Below are 23,002 nucleotides of genomic sequence, written 5' to 3' on the forward strand. Positions count from 1 at the left end.
ACTTTTACTTTCTGCAAGTATTGCACCTACCAAAAATACAACAACCATTAGATTCATCACTTAGCTGCTATGAGCATATATATAGTGTTGTGAGTTTTTTTTAATTCAGTTCAAGTTTTATTCTATTTTCTAATTGAACAAGTTCATACTCCAATTCATCTTCGGGGATGTCCAAAAATTTACCCCATTCATTTTTGAATTGGTTAAAGAATATTTCGCTTTGATTTTTAAGTGTGTCAAGAGGAACATCTTTAATGTCTTTTTGTCTCAGGATATCTATTTTTGATTCCAATTTTCTTCGGTAAACTTCACATAAGTCAAATCTCACATTTGCAATTCGGAGAGTCATAAAGTTTGTGGTGTCCGAAACAAAAGATTTTGAAGGTACAAAGACTGTTGTAGATTTATATTCGATTTTAGAATTCCGAATATGGTACCTTGCTGCTATACCAACGTCCGTTGATATATTGTCAATTAGGTTTTTTTCAGGATCATATATGAAATCTTCCCAATCTAATTTGACATTTGATTTCCAGATTATTTTATTTTTTAGTGTTAAGTATTCTTGAAAATCGTAGTAAGCATATTGTAATCTTTGCCAGAATAGAATTGTTGTAATTCCAATCAACACTATTCCTCCAATAATAATCAACTTCTTATTCATATACAATTACTAACAACGTTCCTTGTATGTTGCTTTTGCTTGCCGAAGGGAGCAAATGAAATATACAAATTGTTGTGTGTTGTTTTTATTCTAGTTTAAAATATACGGTAACAAATGCATCAACTCTTATGTTATCAAATTCAACTTCCAAATCTTCTCTTAATTCATATCCCCCTTTTCGTACTGAATTTAAACCTCTAATATTCAAACCAGGGACTCGACCTTGCAGAAGACCTGTAATGTTAGTCTCCAAGTCAGATACAAAAATTGCTTTTCCTAAGTTTTGATTTAGAGCTTTTGCCATTTGTTCAGCTTGCTTTTTTGCCTTTAAAACTGCTTTTGATTTGAGTTCAATTTTCAGTTCCTCTAACTTAGTATATTCCGTTTTTAAGAGATTTACATTTGATATCTTTTGCGACTCTAAGTCTCTAAGTACCTTTCCTGCTAGTTTTGCATCATTTATTTCCAATTCATAACTCTTAGTCTTATAAACATCAGTTTTTTTTAAGAAAAAATCTCTAAAATTACTTGAAAGAGTTACAAGTCTTAGCTGGGTTTTCGTATCTATATTATTAGATTTTAAGACCGTTTCTAGTCGTTTTTCCAATTCTTCTACTGAAATTTTACCTTTTGAATTACTTTCTTTTAGCAAGATGGACAGTGTTATCTTATCTGGGGTAACCTCAGTAGTATAAGTGGCTTTGGTTTGAATTTGTGGAATTTTAGAAAAGTCTATTTCTTGTGAAAGTCCAAAAATTGGTATAAAAACTAGTATTAAAATTATATATCTGATCATTTGGTGAATTTTAGTTCCTCAAAACTAATTTGATTTTGTTAATCATAATAATCGGATTGAGTAAACTATGTTTCTGGTTGAGTGAATAAGCTTTTTCAATAACGTTTAATGTAAAATGCGTTTTAATGCATTTTTATATATTGTTGTAGTGTCGTTTTAGTAATTTAAGTTATCAAGCTCATGTTTAAAAAATGTTTCAAATTCCCGCTTAATAGTTACTCTGTTTTGCTTGATTAAATCACAAATTAAGTCTTTAATTGTTAATACTCTAGTATCGATTTTTGGTTTTTCATTTAAATGAAACAAAGAATATAAACTCAATTTCTTATTCTGACTAACCGGCTGAGGAAGCTGGTTTTTTATTGCTTTATAAATTTTAAGTCTGTCTGTTTGGTTAAATTTTTTGTCCAAAAATGATTCTCTGGATAATTCGTTTTCGAATAGATTTTGCATTTTTAGAGAATTTAAGATTCTTAATTTGAAAAATACGAATGCAATATCATTACGTAAAATTACATTATTATGAATAAGCTCTAACTTTTTGTTATCTAAAGGAAAACTAAAACTGTGTTTTTTTTCTAATTCTTCAGTGTTTTCTGGATAAGTTCTCATCTGTTATAATCTTCTTAGGATCTTATTTTAAATGCATTACAACGCTCCCGGCTATGATTTCGTTGTGGAATCATCCGCAAGATTATTCCGTCTAGAAATCAGTCGTTGGTTTATACTTTTATTTTGGTGTGGCACACAACCACAATGAATTATAGCCATTGTTGGCAATAGATTTTTATTAAATAGGGTATTTTTCTTCCTTCATTCCCATATATCTTTCTTTAATTACTTTTATGTGTCTTAATTCATGTCCAGCAATATGATAGATCAAAGCTCGAACAGTTCTTTCATTTTTAATTTCCCCATCATCATCGATTCCGCTTCCAGACCGCATCAGAGATTCCTCAGGTAAGTTTTGAAATAATAATAATGTTGATAGTCTAACACTCCAGTATTCATCGAAAATATTTTCTAAACTTCTTTTATTAGCTTTTGAATATTTTGCATAATTATTTTGGTCAAATCCATGAAAAGGAGTCTTGTCATTTCGTGCATACCGCAAAGCTCTATAGGTGAAGATTCTTTCATCGTCTATATTATGAACCAATACTTCCTTAATGGTCCATTTATCTTTGGCGTATCTGTAAACTAATTTCTCTTCTGGCAAAGAAAAAATCAGTTCCTTTAGTTTGAAAAAATTGTCATGAAGCTCTTGTAGAATATCGTCATCCGTTTTTATCAGATCAAAATAATGCTGTGAATATTCTGGATACTCTGTCCGCATCGGTCTTTGAATTTTTCTAAATTGATTCATTCTACTAAATTATTGGCAATGTTTAATATATGTGTTGTAGCAAGACAAGATGTTACCCTGCTTTTCGATTTTTCTGCGCAGTGATTGCTAACTTTTCTTTATTGCGAGTGCTGCGCCACTGCAAAATAACCAGATCATCCAATTAGTCATCTAGCAGCTATGATCACATATATGTTGTTGGCAAATCGTTTTTACTCTTTAGTATTACTTTCCTTTTCTTTACCAATTGCCCACTTCTTTATTCTATAATTTAAATCTCTAAACCCTATTCCGCTTAGTAACATTCCAATTGGCATTCCAATTATGGTTCTCCAAAACTCTTTTGGATTTCGTTTATAATCGGGTAAATATGCCCAATAAAGGAAAATAGTAAAAAGGGTTATTAAAACACCAATTATTATATATTCCATTTTCAAGTTTTCTCGTTTTTAATATTCAAATTCCGTGTCATCGCTATTCATTAGTTTGTCAATTTTCCATTCAGAGACTTTTCGAATTCTTTTAATTCTATCTGATAATTCAGGGTTATAGCTACAACGGTTTTCATTAAAACCAACCCAATTCGGGAAATATTTTTTAGCTAATTTGAATGTTCGTTTTTCAATGCTTTTGGAATTCTCTTTTTGAGTTTCAAAATTTTCATTCACAATTAATTTCGTCCGATAATTAAGAGCATACCTTAAAGCATTTTCTAATTTGGGATTACATTTTTCAATTCCTTCATCTTCCCAAACTACAGCGTCCGCTAGAACGTGATAATCCATTTTTGGGTTTTCAGAATCAGATTTAGTTGGAAGACTATTTTTATACTTTTTAAAAGCCTTCCTAATAAATAAATCTTGTATTATCTTTTCTACTATTTTACCCATTAATTTTTAATGTTTGCCAACGCATGTATATAGTTACTAAAGGTAACTATATTTCTTATATATGGTCTTGCAATTGTTTGTAACTAATTGTAAGTGTTTGTAAACCCATAAGTGTTACCCTAAGAACTCAAAAAGATTCAAGCTTAAACTTTGATAGACTAAAGTTCGAACCATCTTGCCTAAATTTTAGCTTCTAAAGTCTAATGTTAGATCACCAAAGGGGACTGCTAGATTCCCATTGTCCCCAAAACACTATATAACATCCCGTTTTTAACAAGGTTGGGCACTATTTGTTGGGTACTTTCTTTTTGTAAAGGTTTTTTGTTATGAAATAATATTCAAAAGTTCATACTAAAAACCTTCCAACATGAAAAAGCAAGTACAATTAATAATATCCACCATTATTATGGTATGGATGAGCCTGGCTGGATATGGCCAAAATGTAGGGGATCAATTTACGGTTGATGCTATTAAATACGAAATTACTTCAATCACTACACCCGAAATTAGGATTGTGGTTTATGAGGGTTCGGCCACAGAGGTGGACATCCCCGGAACGGTCCTTCATGATGGTGAAACTTACGCAGTGACCCTCATTGGTGAGGATACCGATACTTTTCAGGGTGGTGTTATTCGACCTTTTATAGGAAATGGGCTGACCCGTGTCACCATTCCCAACACAGTGACCACTATTGGACTTGGGGCTTTTACCAACAATAAATTGACCGAGGTAGAAATACCGAACAGTGTCACTCATATAAGAAGGTGGGGCTTTTCCGGTAACAACGGTTTAGAAGAGCTGACCATACCAGCCAATGTGGAATATATTGGGCCCGGGGCTTTTTTTGGGAACGGAGACCTCATTGTGAGATCCCAAGGCAATCCACCACCAGAAATTCATGAAACAGCCTTTAATACTCCACAGGGCCCTACCCGAAAAATGGCCCTTGTGGTTCCCTTTGTTAGTATCCAAGCTTATGAAGATGCAGGCTGGAAGGACTTAGGTTTTATGAGCATCACCTCTGGAGCCATTATCTTGGATGGCGTTATATACGGAATTATTGACACTCCAAACGAAGTAACAGTGATTGGCAATATTGGCGTAGGCTTTAATATGACCATTCCTCCAACGGTGGAGATTGATGGGGGTACCTATCCGGTGACTGCTATAGGTGATGATGCTTTTCTGAATCCAACTTTGCTAACGGTTGTGATACCGGGGACTGTGAAAAGTATTGGGTCCCGTGCCTTTTATACACGGCATATTAATCGAGTGACAGTGACGGCCCATGAACCACCGACGCTCGATGCAGATGCCTTTCAGTATCCATATCGTCACGACAAAATAAAGGTGATCGTGCCCAAGGGCAGGGTGCAAGCTTATAAAGATGCAGGATGGACAGGTTTTAATGACATCTTTTCGCTTATTGGACAAGAACACAATAATAGTGGCTTTATATGGGAAGTCACATCGACATCCCCCAATGAAGTAAAGCTCAAAAATTATATAGGCCTTAGCGGAGTTCCTACCGGAGGTCATGTAGAAATCCCCTCAGAAGTCCATTACCTCCCAAACAGTGAGAATGACAATATATATACGGTCACGGCTATAGGGGATAATGCTATGCGGAATACAGATTCAAGGAGTTTTACGGATGAACCGGAACCAGTTGACAGAACATTAAACACCGTACAAATTCCCGAAAGTGTTACCAAGATCGGAGAAGGTGCTTTTGCAGACAACCAATTGACCCATGTTGATATACCTGATGGTGTGACCTATATAGGAGAGTCTGCTTTTGCATATAATCAATTAACCGAGGTAGACATACCCGGCAATGTTAAAAGTATTGGGAAAGATGCATTTTGGCAAAACCAATTGAGCAGTGTTGAGATTTCAGAAAGTGTGACCAGTATCGGGCAACGGGCATTTGGACATAACGAATTGACGGAGGTCACCATACCCGATGGTGTGACCAGGATTGAACAGTGGATCTTTTCCCGAAATAAACTAACAAAGATTACTATACCGGCAAATGTGGAACATATTGGTTACCAGGCCTTTTTCGACAACCAATTGACAGAGGTAACCATATCAGGTAGTCTGAAAAACATTGATTTGTATGCTTTTCAGAATAACCCAGACCTTCACTTGATGACAGTGGAGGCTAACGATCCTCCATCGCTCCATGAGGATACATTTACAAATCCAAATCGTGACCAAATAGACCTTGTTATACCTACCGGCAAGAAACAGGAGTATTTAGATAATGGGTGGCACGGGTTCAGATCCATCAGCAACGGAATCTTTACCGTTGATGACATAAAATACGGAATTACCTCTCGAACTGAAGTTATGGTGGTGGACTATATTGGCATGGCCAAAGACGTGAGTATTCCTGAAACAGTGGATCATAGTGAAGAGCCCTATATAGTGACCGCTATCAAAGAAAATGCTTTTCAAAATAAAGAACTGGCTAGTATTGAGATTTCATCCGCTGTAATCAGTATCGGAGAACTAGCGTTCGGTAACAACCAATTGACAGCTATTGCTATACCGAACAGTGTGGAACGTATAGATAGCCACGCTTTTTATGTCAATCCTGACCTTGTCTTGGTGACAGTAGAGGCCAATAATCCGCCAATGCTCCATGCAACGGCCTTTGCTAATGCAAACCGTCATCAAATTGACCTTGTGGTACCCCCAGGTAGAATACAAGCTTATAAAGATAATGGTTGGGGCGGCTTTAGATCTATATCAATATCAACGGAAAGTATCCTTTCCCAGCTTATTGCGGATTTTAATAGAGGGTTTTCCCCCAACGCCGATGGCATTGCAGATACCCTGGTGATCGAAGGTCTTGAAAAATATAAGAACAACGTGGTCAAGATATACGATCTAAGCCAACGCTTGTTATTCAGTGCCCATTATGGCGGGCTCAACGATGCCTGGGATGGCACCCATAAAGGCAGCCTAGTTCCTGTGGGCTCTTATGTATGTGTGATCGACTATAACGAATCGGGGTTGACTCACCAAACAAAAATGATCTATGTAAATTATTGATGTTTTTGTTTCTGTAGTAGCCGGGCTTCGAGAGCCTCAGCCCTCGTATCCGAACCCTGAGGCTCTCGAAGGGTAAGTAGTACTAAGCATTATCCCGGGTTTCGACTCCGCTCAACCCTCGTGTCCGAACCCTGAGCGGAGTCGAAGGGAGAGCGTCGCACTGAGCTTGTCGGGCTTCGAGACGTGTGCTGAGCTCCGTCGAAGTACCATTTCCAAATAACAATCCCCAAAACCAATATCAAGTATAAACCATAAATAAATAATACGTATGTCCAAACAAAATTTTGAAAAGAAATTAACCGAATTAGAAAACATACCACAAGAATTAGTTAAAGCACCATCACAACCCGTAGATGTCACTACACAAGAAGCCGAAGACCTATTTGTTTGGGCGCAAGAAGATAAACAAGTACTAGTTAGTATAGGATTAGATTGGAGCAAATATGTAATCGATCTACCGATACGAACAGGAGCGTGCCGATATGCACAAGCCATTTGGAACAAAGAGCGCTATAGCCAGGAAGAAGCAGCCAAGACCTGGAGAGAAGAATCGCCCAAAGCCTATGAGTTTAGAAACGATCTATTGGCCGATATGCGTTTTGCGTTTAGAAAACGCCCAGATCTATTAGGACGGGTACGCACTATTGCAGGAGGAGATGGCAATGCCGATATGATCCAGGATTTGATGGATATCAGTGTGCTAGGAAGAGGAAATACCACCGAATTTGAAGCAATTAAATATGACGTATCCCGCTTTGATGTTGCTGAGCAAAAGTCAGACGACCTGGCCGAGCTATTAGCCAAAGCTAATGGTACAACTTTAGACAATTCTAAGGCCAAAAACATTCGTGACCGTGCGTTTACCCACCTTAAAGAAGCCATGGATGAGATTAGAGATACGGGTAAATACGCCTTTAGAAAAGATCCTGAACGCTACAAAGGCTATATAAGCCGTTATCGACGTAGGTGAGACTTGTTTATAGTTGATGGTTGTCCGAATTGAAAATTTTTTAAGTACTCATATTTTTTAAAGCTTACTATTACTGGCCCGCGCACTGGGTTGAGGTCTCCGCGCCATGCGGACGCCTCGCCTTGGTGCGCGGGTTTCTTTTTACCTTGTGCGGAAGCATCTCCCTACACCGCGGACCGATAAACCTTGTGTGCGGGAGGGTCACCTATCTGTACGGAGCACCTGCCGAGTGTCGTTGGTCGATAAAAATGTGTGAATATCAAGCCGTAACACAAATAAGAATAGTTCCCTTTTTTTACCAAACTATAAATGAAAAGAATAAAGGTATTATCGCTGAAGTTACAATTGAGTCAAAAAATATCTAAGACTAAATTCGTTTATGCATCTCTTCTTAAAAAAATAAGGCTGAAACTCCAATTATGATTAAATCAAAAATGTAATTAACTTTTGATCATCTAAATCCAAATTTCTTTACTTTCATATGGTTTGTTTATATGTTGCACAAAGTTTCTTGTATATTGTGTTTGCCTGCCGAAGGCGGCATATGCAATATACAAATTGTTAGGTGACGTTTTTTGTTCTTTTCTGTTTTAGTAAATCAGCACATTTAGGGATTCCAGATTTTTGTCGTTGCTTATCGGATAAACATTCCCTTGTTTTTCCACCCATTTGTCTGTATTTGTATGGTATAGTTCCCTTTGACGAAGGCGTAAATTTCCATTCAAAATTCTTTAGAGCTAAAAATAAATGACGATTAATAAAAATGTCTAATTCTTCTGAAAATCTCTCCACCTCAGTGTAGTAAAATGCAGAAACCCAACCGTCATAAACGTTAGAAATCTTCTTTAATAAAGTCAAAACATTATATTCCACTTTTCCATTGCATATATCTCTTATTTTACTTTTTAGTCTATCAATATTACTTTTTGAAGGATAAAAAACCTTACCATTAAAAGTAATTGATAAAAAATCAAAAGTTGAAGTTTTTAAATCTACTATTTTAGTTTTGTCACCTTCTGACAAGGGATGAATTTTTAGTCCTAGTTTTTTGAGTATTAATTCGCAATCATCAAATGCTTTTTTGCACTCTTTTTCATTAGAACATAAAATGACAAAGTCATCTGCATACCTAACTAAATTGTAATTTTTCCTTTTTATATATGTGTCAAACGGCGATAAGTAAATATTGGATAGAAGTGGTGATAATGGATTTCCTTGTGGTATTCCATCGTTTATATCTTGAAAATAATGTCGTTGCTTTTTTTGAATACTTTCTAATCCTCCAATTTCTTGATTCAATGCAGATTCTATTAAATTATTTAAGCTATCATCTGGTAATTGTGGGAATATTTGTTTTGTAAGTAATACGTTCTTATCTACTTCTCCAAAAAAATTAATTAAATCTGCTTCAAGTACGACTGGGTTGCCTTTATCATAAAGTTCTTTAATTTTTTCAATAGCGTTTTTGACACCTAGTTTTTTTTGGTAAGCAAAGCTTACACCATCACTTTTTGAGATGGTTTTTGCAAATTGATTTTCTAATTCTATTGCAATGGCTTTTAAAACTAGTCTGTCGGCAATTACTGGAACTTGTAAAGGTCTAAACTTCCCATTAGATTTTGGAATCAGAACAGCTCGGTTAGCTGAAAATGAGTAGGTATTATCTCTTAATTTTTTAGAAATTGAAGATATTTTGTCATCAAGATTATTTGCGAAATCTTCTATTGAAATGTTATCTAGTCCATGAGAGGATTTATTGGTTCTGTTTAGTTTTCCCCACGCATCTAAAAGCTTTTCTGGGGATGATATTTTATATAGTAAAGATTTTTTCATCTATTCTTGTGTTGCAAAGACCGTTTGGAAGACAAGTAGTTGTCCGTATGACAGCTCCTTACAATATAGACACAGAACCCCTTAAGGTTAAATAGAGCCAAACGAGGTAAATCGTTCTGACAAAATATCTCAAAAGATGTTCTAGGGCAATACAGGTCGGCGCAAACTTGACATTAAATTCAAGCGTTTTCTCATTGGCGTTCTGGACGGCATTTTTTTGGATTGTCTGCTGACGCCTAAATTGAAGGTGTAATATGTACTCATTTCATTCAAATTTAAGGTTTTTTCTGACTTTTGCAACTTTTTTACATTTTTTGCAGAAAATGTGACTGATGCCCTGCGCTCTCTGCTCTTAAAAGAGCTTGATACCATTGATTCCATTGGCTTTGTGCTGTCATACACAATGGCATCAAACGAGAAGCACACAGAACCACTTAAGGTTAAATAGAGCCAAACGAGGTAAATCGTTCTGACAAAATATCTCAAAAGATGTTCTAGGGCAATCCTGACGATAGGTTTATGAGAGAGCCTAAAGTCTAATCCAAATATTATATCAATGAACTTGTTTTCTGGAAATTAAGTGTCAATTTTTATACCAATGTTGAAACTATGACAGAGTGTCTTTTTTATGACACCTAACGTTTAATATATGTGTCGTAGCAGAGCAAAATGTTACCTTGCTTTTTGATTTTTCTTGCGCATTGATAGCTAACTTTGCTTTTTGCAGGCATTGCGCCTTTGTAAAAATACACAGACTTTTTGAATCATCACCTAGCTACTATGACATCATATATAGTGTTACTCACAGTTTTTATTCTAAGACTTTCCACAATTCATATGAACTCCATCTTGTTTCCCCTTTTTTCATAATCTCGACTTTGTCTTCTTCTATTTTTAGATATTCACCGTCGATATTGTCCCAAACGTCATATTCTAAAATTATAATACCTTTTTTATCACAACTCTCATTAAGTTTAACTTTAATTTCAAATTTTTCTTTATTTAGGTCGGTGATAATTCCTTTAGCAATGCATTTGTCATTCATCCATTTTTGCTCTTGTTTTTTTGTTACGAAATCATAATCATAAGAGAATTCCACCGTACTCCCAATTTTAAATTCACTAAACTCCTCTGTTTTTCTTTTGGTTTCTTTTCTCTCGGATTCTGCCCAATAGTTTTGGTAATATTTTATTTGCTCGTTTAACTCAATTGATTTTCCATTTAGTTTTCTATGAAGTGAAGTTAGAATTATGCCAGACATATCATCTGGATGATGAATTCCTAATTCCCTAAAGTGTTTAGATATTTCTGAAGTTCCAGCCCAAAGATTCCAATTATTTCTTATTGACATACCGGTTGAGAAGTGTAAACTCGAAGTTGCTTCCCGTTCTTCTTTATTTTCAAACTCTTTCAGTATCTTTTCAGGAGTTTTGCACTCAAAATATGCTATAGCATCAGATAGGTCAGTAGGAATGTAATTTTTAATGTATTTATCACAATTATTTTGTCCGATTAATAAAGTCGGTAGAAGTAGTAAAAAGAGAAGAATTTTATTTTTCATATTCGATTAGTTTTCTCAAATCTAATTAGCCCTCTAGATTTAGAAAACTCAAATTGAGTAAACTATTCATTTCATTTAGTTAACCACTTTTACAATTGTGGGTAACGTATGTATATAGTTACTAAAGGTAACTATATTTCTTATATATGGTTTTGTAATTGTTTGTAACTAATTGTAAGTGTTTGTAAACGTCTAAATGTTACCTTAAGAACTCAAAAAATGTTACTGAAAGTATAATCGAAAAAACGAAAGCCGCACTTTCTAAAATCTTAGAATTATCTACAATTAAAAAAGCCCTCAAAATTTGAGGGCTTTTAGGTTATAAGTAGTATTTAGTCAAATAAATAGCTTCTATCTCCAAAAGTTATTCTATATGTACGAAATAATTGTCTTTTACGGGCCATGGATAATTCTATTTTGCCCTTATTATTATCCCAAACAATTAGTTTAGGTTCCTCGTCAAAAGTACACTCTTTCATAGTTGATTTCGTTTCTTTTGCACGTATCCCTTTTTCATCAACACTTTCAGAAACTTCTATAACCTGGTCAGTGTTATATAGTGCTTTTGGTTCTCCATATGCATCAACTAATAAGTTATACGTTTCACGATTCAACTCTCCTGGAATGGCAATACTAATTGTTTGAATAATATTTTGTTTGTTAGTACCCAATGAAATACCATCGATTTTAACGCCTAAAAATTCAAAGTTCCCCGAAATAGAATATAAATTAGCTTTGGGTAATGATTCACTGGCTTCTAATTTAGCATTAGGTAATACGCTAATATCTTGTCCAATGGCATCGAATGGAATCGGGTTCGTCATATTTAGAGTTATAAAAAAAAGTAATTTAATCATTTATATTTTTCGGCTTCCTCATATTAAGGACAAGAGGGTTTGTGCTAGTATATGTAAGTGTCAATCAAAACGTTACCTATATTTTTTGAGTTTTTTAAAACGGTAAATACTTGCCACCAAACAAAAAAGCCACTCATTTGAGTGGCTTTTTGTGATCGCGACAGGATTCGAACCTGTGACCGTCTGCTTAGAAGGCAGATGCTCTATCCAGCTGAGCTACGCGACCATTATTTTGTATATGTGGTAGTAGGATTAGACCTACTTATATTGCTTAATGATTGGTTGTCGATTTCAGCGACGCAAATATACAACAGATCACCATTTCTGCAAGGATTATACAGGATTTTTTTAGTACATTTTTTTTGACCTTTTTCTTTCTTGATGTTTTTATGAAACAATCATACTTCAATTATTTTGTTTTCAATTATTTATCAGGTAAAAACATGGCCTTATATTTTTTTGTATAAATGGCTTTGTGACCATTGTTACAAAAATAGTCCTTGGTAAATCGTACTTTTAGTAAAGAATTAGATCTATTTGACGAATCGGGGAGACTATTTTACAAAAAATAAGCGTAAAATGTAAAGGAATGCGGTCTAATACGATCTAAAGAGTGTGTTTTTAAAAGTGCGAAAAGAATTATGATTATAGAAAAATACAGCAGCGTATTTATCGAGGCTTTTATGAATAATATACAATGGACCTGGAAATCTATTTTGTTCGAGGTGCCTTGGTATCTCAATTACTTTTGGGGACTCACCTTAATCTCTTTATTGGTTTGGGGATTAGAGATTGCTTTTCCGTGGCGTAAACATCAATCGATTTTTAGAAAAGATTTTTGGTTAGATGCTATATATATGTATTTCAATTTTTTTCTCTTCGCTATTGCCATTAGTGGATTTTATGGGATACTAGGAGTGGGGTTCGAACAGCTTGGAATTTCAGCAAAGAGCCTTACGTTATTAGATATTTCAACGTTCCCAATGTGGGTTCAGCTTTTGATATTCTTTATTCTGTTAGATTTTGTACAGTGGTTTACCCATGTATTATTACATAAATTTCCTGTGCTATGGAGATTTCATAAAATACATCATTCGGTAAAAGAGATGGGATTTGCTGCACATCTACGCTATCATTGGATGGAAAACATATTGTATAAACCCTTAAAAACGCTGGGAGTAATGTTAATTGGTGGTTTTGAACCCGAGCAAGCCTTTATTGTACATTTTATAGCGATAGCCATTGGTCACTTTAATCACGCCAATATTAAAATCACCTGGGGCCCTTTGAAATACATTCTAAACAATCCTGTTATGCATTTGTATCACCATGCTTATGAGTTACCCAAAGGAGCGTTTGGAGTGAATTTTGGAATTAGCCTTAGTATCTGGGATTACCTCTTCAAAACAAACTACATTCCCGAGGATAGTGGTACAGTAACTATTGGATTCCCTGGGGATGAAAAAATTCCGAAGAGCTTTTTTAAACAAATCATACACGGTTTTGTAAAGCAGAAATAGGAACTGCTACGGTACGTCCTTGTTATTCTCCTTAAAAATAGCATTTCGCACATCATTAAGATAACTTCTACCGATAGGATAACGAATATCTGCTATCTCTATGCTGTTACCTTCAACTGCATCTATTTTTTCAATCGATATGGTGTATGACCGATGAATACGGATAAATTTGTCCGAAGGGAGTTCATCAGTAAAACTGCTCAAGGTTTGATGAATCATATATTTATCAGCTCCGGTATTTATTTTGATATAATCTCCTAAACTTTCAATAGATAAAATCTCATCCAGATATATTTTTTGCATCTTTTTCTTATCGATTTTTATAAAAAGATAAGCCCTGTCATTATGTGAAGCAAAATCATCCTTCTGTTGGTATTCTTTCATCTTAAAAGCCTTATTAACTCCCATCAAAAACCGATGAAAAGAAATAGGTTTTACCAGATAATCCACCACCTCTAATTCATAACTCTCTACCGCAAATTCTTCATGGGCAGTGGTAATGATAGTTAATGGTTTTTTTGGGATACTTTTCAAAAGATTTAAACCATCCAATAGCGGCATATTAATGTCCAGAAAAATAAGATCTGGTTCGTGATTTCGTAAGTATTCGACGCTCTCGGTTGCATCATTAAAAGAGTCCAAAAGTATGAGCCCTTTGGTTTGATCTACATAATTTTTTATCACATTAATCGCCAACGGCTCATCATCAATGATTACACATTTTAAATCCATTACACTTTAATTTTTAAGTCCACTACGTACAAGTTGTTGTTTTCTCCTATGGTTAAATCGTATTCTTCTTTTTTGTACCCTAGTTCCAGCCTTTTTTTGACATTTCCAATTCCAATACCGCCGGGATAAGATACAATTTCGTTATTATTAATCTGAGTGGGTAGGGGATTCGTGATTTTAAAGTGAAGAAAATCATCGATCACATTAAAATCAATATTGATTTCTACATCCCCAATGTTTTTATTAGCTCCATGCTTAAAAGAGTTCTCAACAAAGGAGAGTAACAACATGGGAGCGATCTCTTTATCTTCTATTTCGCCAGAAACATTAATATTAATTTTTAATAAGTCCCCGTATCGAATCCGTTCCAAATCCAGATAGTTCTGAAGACAGATAATTTCTTTAGACAGACTTTGACGTTTTTGATTGGTTTCATGAAGCAAGTACCTCATAAGCTCAGAAAGCTTCAATATGGTTTTAGGGGTCTTTTCCGATTTTTCTACAGCCAAAGAATAAATATTATTCAACGTATTAAAAAAGAAATGAGGAGATATTTGGGTACGTAAAAAACGAAGCTCGGTTTCCAACTGTAGTTTTTCTACATCGACCAATTTTTTATGTTCCCGTAACCAATCCAAAGTAACTTTAATAGCCGCTACAAAGGCCATTACATACAACTCTCCCAGCATCATTTCTATAGCATAGTTCAAAGTCAATCGGTTGGTTACTTCTGGTCCTTCTGGCCATACGTTATGACTAACCATAAAATAGGTCAAATAAAATTTTGCCAACAACATTATGAAGAGAGAAATAATTACTGAAATGATATACAATAAGTATTTGCGCTTATGAATAAACTTTGGCATTAAGAAGTAGATGTTGAAGTAACTCAACGTCATATGTATAATAAACCCCAGTACAGTGGTTTTAAAAGAATACACATAATCATTAAAATAACTTCCCCATCTAAAGGTGGTAAATAGAAAATATACCAACCAGAATATTACATGATGTTTTAATGTAATATTATAATTATTACTAGGAGTAATATTTATAAGTTGTCTAACTTTTTGCAACATATTCCCGTGTTTTTTTTAGACGTTTAACAGAGTTGCTTTGTTATTGGTCTAAAATTATTCGTTTAAACTTAAGATTTGTAAATATTTATATTATTGTTGTTTTAGTGGTCTACAAATCATTTAAACGCAAATTATATACAGATGAAAATACTTTACAATGTTAAACTGTTACTAGGAATTTTGTTCATCATATTTTTTTCGTGCGACCGAAAAAAAACTAGTAGCAATGGTATAAATATAATAGAAACAAATTTAACCGGATTTGTAGACCCTTTTATTGGTACCGGTGGTCATGGTCATACATACCCGGGTGCTACAGTACCTTTTGGAATGGTACAAGTGAGCCCGGATAATGGTATTTCGGGATGGGATTGGTGTTCTGGTTATCATTATTCAGATTCCAAAACCATAGGGTTTAGTCATTTACATCTCAGTGGAACGGGAATAGGTGATCTAACTGATATTAGAGTGATGCCTATCAATAAAAAGGTGGATCTTTCTCTTCCTATTAAAACACGAGATGACATACCTTATATTTCTAAGTATTCGCATACCAATGAAAATGCAAGCCCAGGATATTATAGTGTTTTCTTAAATGATTTTAATATCAAGACAGAACTTACCGCAGATCTTAGAACTGCTTTTCATAGGTACACTTTTGACGAGGGTGATGATCAGTCTGTAATTCTGGATTTAGGGTATACCGTGAACTGGGATAAAACTATAGATTCAGAAATTACTATTGAAGATAAGTATACGGTGTCAGGATTTAGGCATAGCACGGGATGGGCCAAAAATCAAAAGGTGTATTATGTGCTCCAATTTTCGAAATCTATCAATGGTTATGATCTGTATAAAGGAAATACCAAAGTAGAAAAACTAAATACCGTTAGAGATACAGCGACTTCGGTACAGTTATTCTTTAATGAAGTCATCAAAAATCAATTAGAAGTCAAAGTAGGAATCTCTTCGGTTAGTGTAGAGAATGCCAAGAAAAATATTAGTGAACATCAAAATAATTTTGAATTTGATTCGGTAAGAGAGCAATCGAAGGAGGCTTGGGAAAAAACACTTTCTCATATCACAGTAGATACAAAAATAGATTCTCTCAAAACTATTTTTTATACGGCCTTATACCATTCGCAAGTAGCGCCAGTAACCTATAGTGATACTGATGGAGCATTTAGAAAAGAAAATGATAGTATTCGCTACGCCAAAGATTATACGGCGTATTCTACACTATCTCTTTGGGACACCTTTCGTGCAGAACATCCGCTGCTGATTTTTACAGCTCCTGATAAAGTCTCTGATATGATTAACTCTATGTTGGCATATTATGAGGATAAAAAGATATTACCGGTTTGGACGTTGTATGCCAATGAAACCAATACCATGACAGGCTATCATTCTGTATCTGTGATTGCCGAAGCCTACCTAAAAGGAATAAAAGGTTTTGATATCGAGAAAGCATATCAAGCGATGAAGGAGACTATGATGCAAAATGAAAGAGGATTAGAATTCTACAAAAAATATGGGTACATACCTTATGAACTGCTCGACGAATCGGTAACCATAACACTAGAGTATGCCTACAACGACTGGTGTGTAGCTCAAATTGCAAAAGCACTCAACAAAACGGAAGATTATCAATATTTCATCAAACGATCGGAAGCATACACACATTTATTTGATAAGGAAACTGGTTTTATGCGGGGAAAAAATGAAGAAGGTACCGAGTGGCACGAACCTTTTGATCCAAAGTTTTCTGCACATCGTGTTCATGCAGATTATACCGAAGGAAATGCGTGGCAACACAGTTGGTTTGTTCCGCATGATGTAGAAGGATTGATTCAATTATTTGGAGATGAAAGTGCTTTTGCCACAAAATTGGAGCAATTATTTACCGAAGATTCTGAAATCACTGGAGACAATGTTTCTGCAGATATTTCAGGTTTAATTGGGCAGTATGCCCACGGTAATGAACCTAGTCATCATATTGCTTATATGTTTAACAAAGCCAATATGCCCTGGAAAACGCAGTATTGGGTACATCAAATCTTAAAAACACAATACAATACTACTCCTAATGGTCTAAGCGGAAATGAGGATTGCGGTCAAATGTCTGCTTGGTACGTATTTAGTTCCCTAGGGATCTATCCTATGAACCCGGCATCTGGGGAATATGAAATCGGGAGTCCGCTTTTTGAGCAATCCATATTAAAAATAAGCGACGGTGTAGCGTTTAGAATTGAGGCAGAGCATGTGTCTGATACCAATATCTATATACAATCAGCAACATTAAACGGAAAAGAATTTAATCGATCATATATTACTCATCAGGAAATTATTAATGGAGGAACATTGCATTTTGTTATGGGATCATCTCCAAATAAAAACTGGGGAGTAAAGAACTAACAAACTTTAAATGAGCCTAGCAACCATCGATATTGTAATAATCATTTGTTACATCATTATTACTCTTCTTCTGGGATTTTACGTTTCTAAAAAAGCATCAAAAGATATAAAATCCTACTTTTTGGGAGGAAATGAAATTCCGTGGTATTATCTAGGCTTATCCAATGCTTCTGGGATGTTTGATATCTCGGGAACCATGTGGGCGGTTACAGCCATGTTTGTGTATGGGCTTAAAAGTGCCTGGTTACCCTGGTTATGGCCAGTGTGGAATCAGGTTTTTATTATGGTATTTCTAGCAGCATGGTTAAGAAGATCTAATGTTATGACAGGCGCGCAATGGATCACATATCGATTTGGAAAAGACTTGGGAGCACGACTATCCCATATCATTGTAACTGTATTTGCTATTATTAGTACCCTAGGATTTATTGCCTATTTTTTTGAAGGTATAGGCAAGTTTGCCACCATATTTTTCCCATGGGATCTTTCATTTACCCTGGGATCTATATTGATTTCTTCAGAACAATCCTATGCGCTATTGATTATTGCAATTACCACAATTTATACATTAAAAGGAGGTATGTATAGTGTGGTGGGTACCGAAGTAATTCAATTCGTAATCATGACCATTTCCTGCTTGGTGATAGGCTATATTGCTTTTACCACGGTTTCTGGAGATCAGATCACTGCCGCAGTGCCGGAAAATTGGAAAAATCTATTCTTTGGGATGGAACTGGATATTGATTGGACGGGCTATATCGATAGTGTGAATACCAAAATTGAAGAAGACGGGTTTTCACTTTTTGGGTTTTTATTCATGATGATGATCTTCAAGGGCATTTTTGCAAGTTTGGCCGGGCCGGTCCCGAGTTATGACATGCAGCGTATATTATCCACAAAGAATGAAGTAGATGCCTCCAAAATGAGTGCACTAACCATTGTCGTATTGTCCATACCACGGTATTTGATGATTACTGGTTTTGCAATTTTAGGATTGGTATACCTAGGGCCAGAGTTGCAACTGTCTGGTGCAGGAATAGATTTTGAAACGATATTACCACTGGCCATTCAGCGATTTATACCTATTGGACTAAAAGGATTATTGCTTGCCGGACTTCTGGCAGCTTTTATGGGAACCTTTGCGGCGTTTATTAATGCGGCGCCAGCGTATCTTGTTAACGACATTTATAAAAAGTATATCAAGCCCAATGCTTCTAGTAAAACATATGTTAGATTCAGTTATCTGTCATCGATCTTGATTGTCATTGTTGGACTGTTATTTGGTTTTTTCGCTTCTTCTATAAATACATTAACCGTATGGTTAACTTCGGCACTGTACGGAGGATATGCAGCGGCCAACGTATTGAAATGGATTTGGTGGCGATTTAATTCGTATGGGTATTTTGGCGGGATGTTGGCAGGATTAATAGCGGCTTCTGTGGTACCCGTCTTTTTTCCTGAAACACCAGCAATTTATCTGTTTCCTATGATACTTTTATTATCCTTTGCTGGATGTATGTTGGGGGTGCTTTTAGGTAAACCGGACGATATGGAAGTACTTAAACACTTTTACAAAACAACGAAGCCGTGGGGTTTTTGGAAACCAGTGTATGATCAAATTAAAATTGAAGACCCTGAATTTACAGCAAATACGGATTTTTGGAAAGACACTTTTAATTGTATTGTAGGGGTGATCTGGCAAATGACTTTTGTCTTGATCCCCATGTATTTATTGATTAGACAGTACGATTATCTAAGTGTAGTAATTGGTATTATGCTGGTAACCACATTTATCTTAAAAAAGACTTGGTATGATAAAATGATCACAAAAGCAAAAATATAACTCTTATAACCAAACAACTAATATCATGAAAACACACAAACTCATTTTTAAATTTATACTACTTCTATTTTGTGTAGGAATAAGTTGCCAGATGAACGCTCAGGAATCGGCAATTTACGCCGGAGGACCCATTTACAATAACAGAAATGTGTCCATCGATGAATTACGTAATTCGGGGTATACTACAGTAGTAGTATGGACCATTCATATAGAAGCGAATGGTGATTTAGGATTTAACGGAGAATTTCCACTAGTACAGAACGGAGTGTACGTGGGAGATAATACATACCCTAATTTCCCTGATGATATTGTGAAGTTAAAAACTGCGCCAACATCAATTAATAGAGTCGAATTTGGCCTCAGTGCTGCCGGTTCCGGAACATTTGATGCAGTTCGTAATTTCTACAATTCTGAAGGATTTGGCCCAGGAACTACCTTATATAATAATTTTTTGGCACTCAAAAATGCCATCCCGGGTATTGATGCCTTTAATAATGATGATGAGAGTACCTATCATGTGGCATCGGCAGTGGCATTCACCAAAATGTTGGCAGGACTAGGATATAAAAATGCTATAGTTCCTTATACCAGAAGTAGTTTTTGGAGCTCTTTGGTAAGTCAGGTAAACGCGGCTTATCCAGGTAATATCGATAGAAATTATTTGCAATGTTATGCGGGTGGAAGTGGTAACAACCCTTGTTCTTCTTCCTGGGATTTTGGAATACCAGTGTATCCTGGGCTTTGGGGAGGATCCGGACAGTATAGTATTAGTACGGTAGAGAGTAGGATGAACTCCTGGCAAAACAGTTGTGGAATAACGGGAGGTTTTATGTGGATTTATGATGATTTTGATAACAGCTCTGCTGTTGCCGGATATGCAGCGGCTATTAATAATGCACTTTCCCCAGGCAATGCTCCAGGGGCAGCAAGTGCTCCTAATCCTTCGGAAAACGCTACCAATGTAAGTACAAATACTTCATTAAGCTGGTCTGCTGGATCAGCAGCTACCTCTCATAATGTATTTTTCGGCACAAATCCTAGCCTGGGCTCAGGAGATGCGCTAGGGAATCAATCGGGAACTACCTATAATCCAGGGAGTCTAAATCCAAATACTACCTATTATTGGAGGATCGACGAAGTAAATGCTATTGGCACCACAACAGGTTCGGTATGGAGTTTTACTACAGCCAACGCAAATACCAATGAGGTGGATCATACCGATCCTGCGGGAACAGGAACGATTACTGCCCGAGCAGAAATCAATAATGCAGAATCAGCTGATAGGGCGTTTGATAATTTAAGTACCAATGGAACCCAAAATACGAATTGGAGTAAATGGTTGGATAACGGTGGAATTCCTAGTGTTACTAATCCGAGTTGGATTCAGATTCAATTGCCAAATGCGGTAGTAGTAAATAAATTGGCCATTACAAGTGCCAATGATGTGCCTGATAGGGATCCGGAAAACTTTAATCTACAAGGATCTAATGATGGAACAAATTGGACCAACTTAAATAGTTGGACTGGGCAAACCTGGTCTAATCGATTTCAGCGTAAAGAATTTAGTTTTACTAATGCTACCAACTATTCTTATTATCGTTTGAATACTACCAAAAATAGAGGAGGGATCTCAATGACTCAAATCTGCGAAATTGAACTGATAGGTCCTGCAGGAACTAACCCGCCGGTAGGATGTACGGATTGTATTGATTTTAATACAATAACCTTAGGATCTTATTCTAATCAGGATGCCGATGGGACACATTTTATAGAAGATAATGGTGACACTGCCAGATTGGTCAATAATACCTGGAAACGATCATCTACTTCATACACCATTACGGCTAATACCATGTTAGAGTTTGATTTTAAAAGCACAAACGAAGGAGAAATTCACGGTATTGGGTTTGACGAAAACAATTCATTAAGCAGTAATCGAATTTTTAAAGTACATGGAACACAAAATTGGGGAATACGAACCTATGATAATTATGATGCTAATGGTGGCTACAAAACCTATGTGATCCCTGTTGGTAATTCTTATACCGGAAACGCGATGAATCTGATTCTGGTAAATGATAATGATGCAGGGAGCGGAAATAATAGCTCGTTTAGAAATGTTAGAATGTATGAGAGTACACGTTCTAATGCTATCTCCCAAAATAAAGGTTCGAAGAGTATAGATGAGTTTGACGACGAACCCAACGGTAGTTTGGGGAACCAGGATATTCTAATTTATCCAAGTCCAATAAACGAATCTTTGCAAATAAAATTACCAGTAAATCATGGTTTTACAAGTGCTCAAATATTCAACCTTACCGGACAATTAGTAGTGGCAAAAAAGGTAGATTTAGGACAATATCATATTCAATTTGACACCTTGCAAACGTTGAACAGTGGCATATACATATTAAAACTTGAAGGAAAACAAAATTCCAACATTCAAAAATTTATTAAAAAATAACAGATGAATAAGATTCCTTGGCAGGACCGACCAAGCGGGGTCACCGATGTAGTTTGGAGATACACAGAAAATCCAATCATTGATAGAGATGCTATACCACCCTCAAATAGTATTTTTAATAGTGCAGTGGTGCCTTTTGGGGATGGTTTTGCCGGGGTTTTTAGATGTGATAATAAAGCAGTGCAAATGAATATTTATGCAGGCTTTAGTAAAGATGGGATCAATTGGGAAATTAATCATGAACCTATAGTCATGAAAGCCGGAAATACCAAAATGATTGCTTCAGACTATAAATACGATCCACGGGTTACTTTTATAGAAGATCGATATTGGGTTACCTGGTGTAATGGATATTATGGGCCAACAATTGGGATAGCATATACCTATGATTTTAAGGAATTTTTTCAATGCGAAAATGCATTTTTGCCGTTTAATAGAAACGGTGTGCTATTTCCTAAAAAGATCAATGGCAAATATGCCATGTTAAGTAGGCCTAGTGATAATGGGCATACACCTTTTGGGGATATATTTATGAGTTATAGTCCCGATATGAAATATTGGGGAGAGCACAGAAATGTAATGCAGGTGGCTTCTTTTCAAGATAGTGCCTGGCAATGTACCAAAATAGGAGCAGGATCAGTACCTTTCTTAACTGAAGAAGGCTGGTTATTCTTTTACCACGGAGTTATCAACACCTGTAATGGGTTTAGATATGCAATGGGAGCGGCTATTTTGGACGAAGATCATCCTGAAAATGTGAAATATCGAACCAAACCGTATCTACTATCTCCAGCTGTGCATTATGAACAGGTAGGAGATGTACCCAATGTGATCTTTCCTTGCGCTACATTACAGGATATAGAGCAAGACAAAGTAACTATTTATTACGGTGCAGCAGATACTGTAGTCGCTATTGCCTTTGGAAGGATAAGCGAAATTATTAAGTTTACTAAGGACAATACCTTATAA

Annotated in this window: 18 protein-coding genes, 1 tRNA gene and 1 pseudogene; 8 read left to right on the forward strand and 12 right to left on the reverse strand. The window is 35.8% G+C overall.

The features are described from left to right. Positions 1-100: 100 nt before the first annotated feature. The 6 genes from BUE24_RS00410 to BUE24_RS00435 all read right to left on the reverse strand — a co-directional run bounded on the left by BUE24_RS00410 (position 101) and on the right by BUE24_RS00435 (position 3,695). The gene (locus BUE24_RS00410; RefSeq protein ID WP_073312455.1) at positions 101-664 is read right to left on the reverse strand and encodes a hypothetical protein; all 564 of its coding nucleotides are present in this window, start codon (positions 662-664) and stop codon (positions 101-103) included. An 85-nt stretch (positions 665-749) separates the two neighbouring features. After that, a complete protein-coding gene (locus BUE24_RS00415) occupies positions 750-1,460 on the reverse strand; it encodes an SIMPL domain-containing protein (protein WP_073312457.1) in 711 nt (236 codons plus the stop codon). 156 nt (positions 1,461-1,616) lie between these two features. Next, positions 1,617-2,072: a hypothetical protein gene (locus BUE24_RS00420; RefSeq protein WP_073312459.1), complete on the reverse strand. Its 456-nt coding sequence runs from the start codon at positions 2,070-2,072 to the stop codon at positions 1,617-1,619. Positions 2,073-2,250: 178 nt separating this feature from the next. Continuing rightward, positions 2,251-2,826, reverse strand: a complete 576-nt coding sequence (locus BUE24_RS00425; RefSeq protein WP_073312461.1) for a DinB family protein — start codon at positions 2,824-2,826, stop codon at positions 2,251-2,253. 191 nt (positions 2,827-3,017) lie between these two features. Next, positions 3,018-3,236, reverse strand: coding sequence for a hypothetical protein (locus BUE24_RS00430; protein WP_073312463.1), 219 nt, complete (start codon positions 3,234-3,236; stop codon positions 3,018-3,020). A gap of 18 nt (positions 3,237-3,254) precedes the next feature. Continuing rightward, complete coding sequence (locus BUE24_RS00435; RefSeq protein ID WP_073312466.1) at positions 3,255-3,695, reverse strand: hypothetical protein; 441 nt, start codon at positions 3,693-3,695, stop codon at positions 3,255-3,257. 415 nt (positions 3,696-4,110) lie between these two features. Between BUE24_RS00435 and BUE24_RS24430 the strand changes: the two are divergent. The 3 genes and pseudogenes from BUE24_RS24430 to BUE24_RS00445 form a co-directional block, all read left to right on the forward strand. After that, positions 4,111-5,007, forward strand: a pseudogene (locus BUE24_RS24430) (leucine-rich repeat domain-containing protein); the annotation flags it as partial. Positions 5,008-5,052: 45 nt separating this feature from the next. Continuing rightward, the gene (locus BUE24_RS24195; protein WP_244548093.1) at positions 5,053-6,759 is read left to right on the forward strand and encodes a leucine-rich repeat protein; all 1,707 of its coding nucleotides are present in this window, start codon (positions 5,053-5,055) and stop codon (positions 6,757-6,759) included. Between the two features lie 268 nt (positions 6,760-7,027). Further along, a complete protein-coding gene (locus tag BUE24_RS00445; RefSeq protein WP_073312470.1) occupies positions 7,028-7,729 on the forward strand; it encodes a hypothetical protein in 702 nt (233 codons plus the stop codon). 561 nt (positions 7,730-8,290) lie between these two features. On the opposite strand, the gene BUE24_RS00450 is transcribed toward BUE24_RS00445, so the two are convergent. From BUE24_RS00450 to BUE24_RS00465, 4 genes are all read right to left on the reverse strand, one after another. After that, positions 8,291-9,562, reverse strand: a complete 1,272-nt coding sequence (locus BUE24_RS00450) for a reverse transcriptase domain-containing protein (RefSeq protein ID WP_073312471.1) — start codon at positions 9,560-9,562, stop codon at positions 8,291-8,293. A gap of 811 nt (positions 9,563-10,373) precedes the next feature. After that, on the reverse strand, positions 10,374-11,123 hold the full coding sequence (locus tag BUE24_RS00455) for a DUF6794 domain-containing protein (RefSeq protein WP_073312473.1): 750 nt from the start codon (positions 11,121-11,123) through the stop codon (positions 10,374-10,376). Positions 11,124-11,455: 332 nt separating this feature from the next. Next, complete coding sequence (locus BUE24_RS00460; protein WP_139241883.1) at positions 11,456-11,947, reverse strand: hypothetical protein; 492 nt, start codon at positions 11,945-11,947, stop codon at positions 11,456-11,458. Positions 11,948-12,132: 185 nt separating this feature from the next. Continuing rightward, positions 12,133-12,206, reverse strand: a tRNA-Arg gene (locus tag BUE24_RS00465). 415 nt (positions 12,207-12,621) lie between these two features. Here BUE24_RS00465 and BUE24_RS00470 point away from each other — a divergent pair. Beyond that, complete coding sequence (locus tag BUE24_RS00470; protein ID WP_244548094.1) at positions 12,622-13,500, forward strand: sterol desaturase family protein; 879 nt, start codon at positions 12,622-12,624, stop codon at positions 13,498-13,500. A 6-nt stretch (positions 13,501-13,506) separates the two neighbouring features. On the opposite strand, the gene BUE24_RS00475 is transcribed toward BUE24_RS00470, so the two are convergent. Continuing rightward, on the reverse strand, positions 13,507-14,232 hold the full coding sequence (locus tag BUE24_RS00475; RefSeq protein WP_073312476.1) for a LytR/AlgR family response regulator transcription factor: 726 nt from the start codon (positions 14,230-14,232) through the stop codon (positions 13,507-13,509). Then, positions 14,232-15,311 (reverse strand): sensor histidine kinase, encoded by a 1,080-nt coding sequence (locus BUE24_RS00480; RefSeq protein WP_073312478.1) that lies wholly within the window; start codon positions 15,309-15,311, stop codon positions 14,232-14,234. Before BUE24_RS00480 ends, BUE24_RS00475 begins: the two co-directional genes overlap by 1 nt. A gap of 141 nt (positions 15,312-15,452) precedes the next feature. Here BUE24_RS00480 and BUE24_RS00485 point away from each other — a divergent pair, with 141 nt between their 5' ends. Genes BUE24_RS00485 through BUE24_RS00500 form a run of 4 tightly spaced genes read left to right on the forward strand, consistent with a single transcriptional unit; the run spans position 15,453 to position 23,002 of the window. Continuing rightward, the gene (locus tag BUE24_RS00485; protein ID WP_073312480.1) at positions 15,453-17,726 is read left to right on the forward strand and encodes a GH92 family glycosyl hydrolase; all 2,274 of its coding nucleotides are present in this window, start codon (positions 15,453-15,455) and stop codon (positions 17,724-17,726) included. A 10-nt stretch (positions 17,727-17,736) separates the two neighbouring features. Then, positions 17,737-19,569, forward strand: a complete 1,833-nt coding sequence (locus BUE24_RS00490) for a sodium:solute symporter family protein (protein ID WP_073312482.1) — start codon at positions 17,737-17,739, stop codon at positions 19,567-19,569. Positions 19,570-19,594: 25 nt separating this feature from the next. After that, entirely contained in the window at positions 19,595-22,033 is a 2,439-nt protein-coding gene (locus BUE24_RS00495) for a T9SS type A sorting domain-containing protein (RefSeq protein ID WP_073312500.1), read from the forward strand. A gap of 3 nt (positions 22,034-22,036) precedes the next feature. Then, on the forward strand, positions 22,037-23,002 hold the full coding sequence (locus BUE24_RS00500; RefSeq protein WP_073312502.1) for a glycoside hydrolase family 130 protein: 966 nt from the start codon (positions 22,037-22,039) through the stop codon (positions 23,000-23,002).

Source organism: Aquimarina spongiae, assembly GCF_900141785.1.
GTDB lineage: Bacteria > Bacteroidota > Bacteroidia > Flavobacteriales > Flavobacteriaceae > Aquimarina > Aquimarina spongiae.

Excerpts from the sequence above, each read along its gene's own strand:
- BUE24_RS00410 (WP_073312455.1), bottom strand. The coding sequence starts at position 664 with ATGAATAAGAAGTTGATTATTATTGGAGGAATAGTGTTGATTGGAATT.
- BUE24_RS00415 (WP_073312457.1), bottom strand. The coding sequence starts at position 1,460 with ATGATCAGATATATAATTTTAATACTAGTTTTTATACCAATTTTTGGA.
- BUE24_RS00420 (WP_073312459.1), bottom strand. The coding sequence starts at position 2,072 with ATGAGAACTTATCCAGAAAACACTGAAGAATTAGAAAAAAAACACAGT.
- BUE24_RS00425 (WP_073312461.1), bottom strand. The coding sequence starts at position 2,826 with ATGAATCAATTTAGAAAAATTCAAAGACCGATGCGGACAGAGTATCCA.
- BUE24_RS00430 (WP_073312463.1), bottom strand. The coding sequence starts at position 3,236 with ATGGAATATATAATAATTGGTGTTTTAATAACCCTTTTTACTATTTTC.
- BUE24_RS00435 (WP_073312466.1), bottom strand. The coding sequence starts at position 3,695 with ATGGGTAAAATAGTAGAAAAGATAATACAAGATTTATTTATTAGGAAG.
- BUE24_RS00445 (WP_073312470.1), top strand. The coding sequence starts at position 7,028 with ATGTCCAAACAAAATTTTGAAAAGAAATTAACCGAATTAGAAAACATA.
- BUE24_RS00450 (WP_073312471.1), bottom strand. The coding sequence starts at position 9,562 with ATGAAAAAATCTTTACTATATAAAATATCATCCCCAGAAAAGCTTTTA.
- BUE24_RS00455 (WP_073312473.1), bottom strand. The coding sequence starts at position 11,123 with ATGAAAAATAAAATTCTTCTCTTTTTACTACTTCTACCGACTTTATTA.
- BUE24_RS00460 (WP_139241883.1), bottom strand. The coding sequence starts at position 11,947 with ATGACGAACCCGATTCCATTCGATGCCATTGGACAAGATATTAGCGTA.
- BUE24_RS00470 (WP_244548094.1), top strand. The coding sequence starts at position 12,622 with ATGATTATAGAAAAATACAGCAGCGTATTTATCGAGGCTTTTATGAAT.
- BUE24_RS00475 (WP_073312476.1), bottom strand. The coding sequence starts at position 14,232 with ATGGATTTAAAATGTGTAATCATTGATGATGAGCCGTTGGCGATTAAT.
- BUE24_RS00480 (WP_073312478.1), bottom strand. The coding sequence starts at position 15,311 with ATGTTGCAAAAAGTTAGACAACTTATAAATATTACTCCTAGTAATAAT.
- BUE24_RS00485 (WP_073312480.1), top strand. The coding sequence starts at position 15,453 with ATGAAAATACTTTACAATGTTAAACTGTTACTAGGAATTTTGTTCATC.
- BUE24_RS00490 (WP_073312482.1), top strand. The coding sequence starts at position 17,737 with ATGAGCCTAGCAACCATCGATATTGTAATAATCATTTGTTACATCATT.
- BUE24_RS00495 (WP_073312500.1), top strand. The coding sequence starts at position 19,595 with ATGAAAACACACAAACTCATTTTTAAATTTATACTACTTCTATTTTGT.
- BUE24_RS00500 (WP_073312502.1), top strand. The coding sequence starts at position 22,037 with ATGAATAAGATTCCTTGGCAGGACCGACCAAGCGGGGTCACCGATGTA.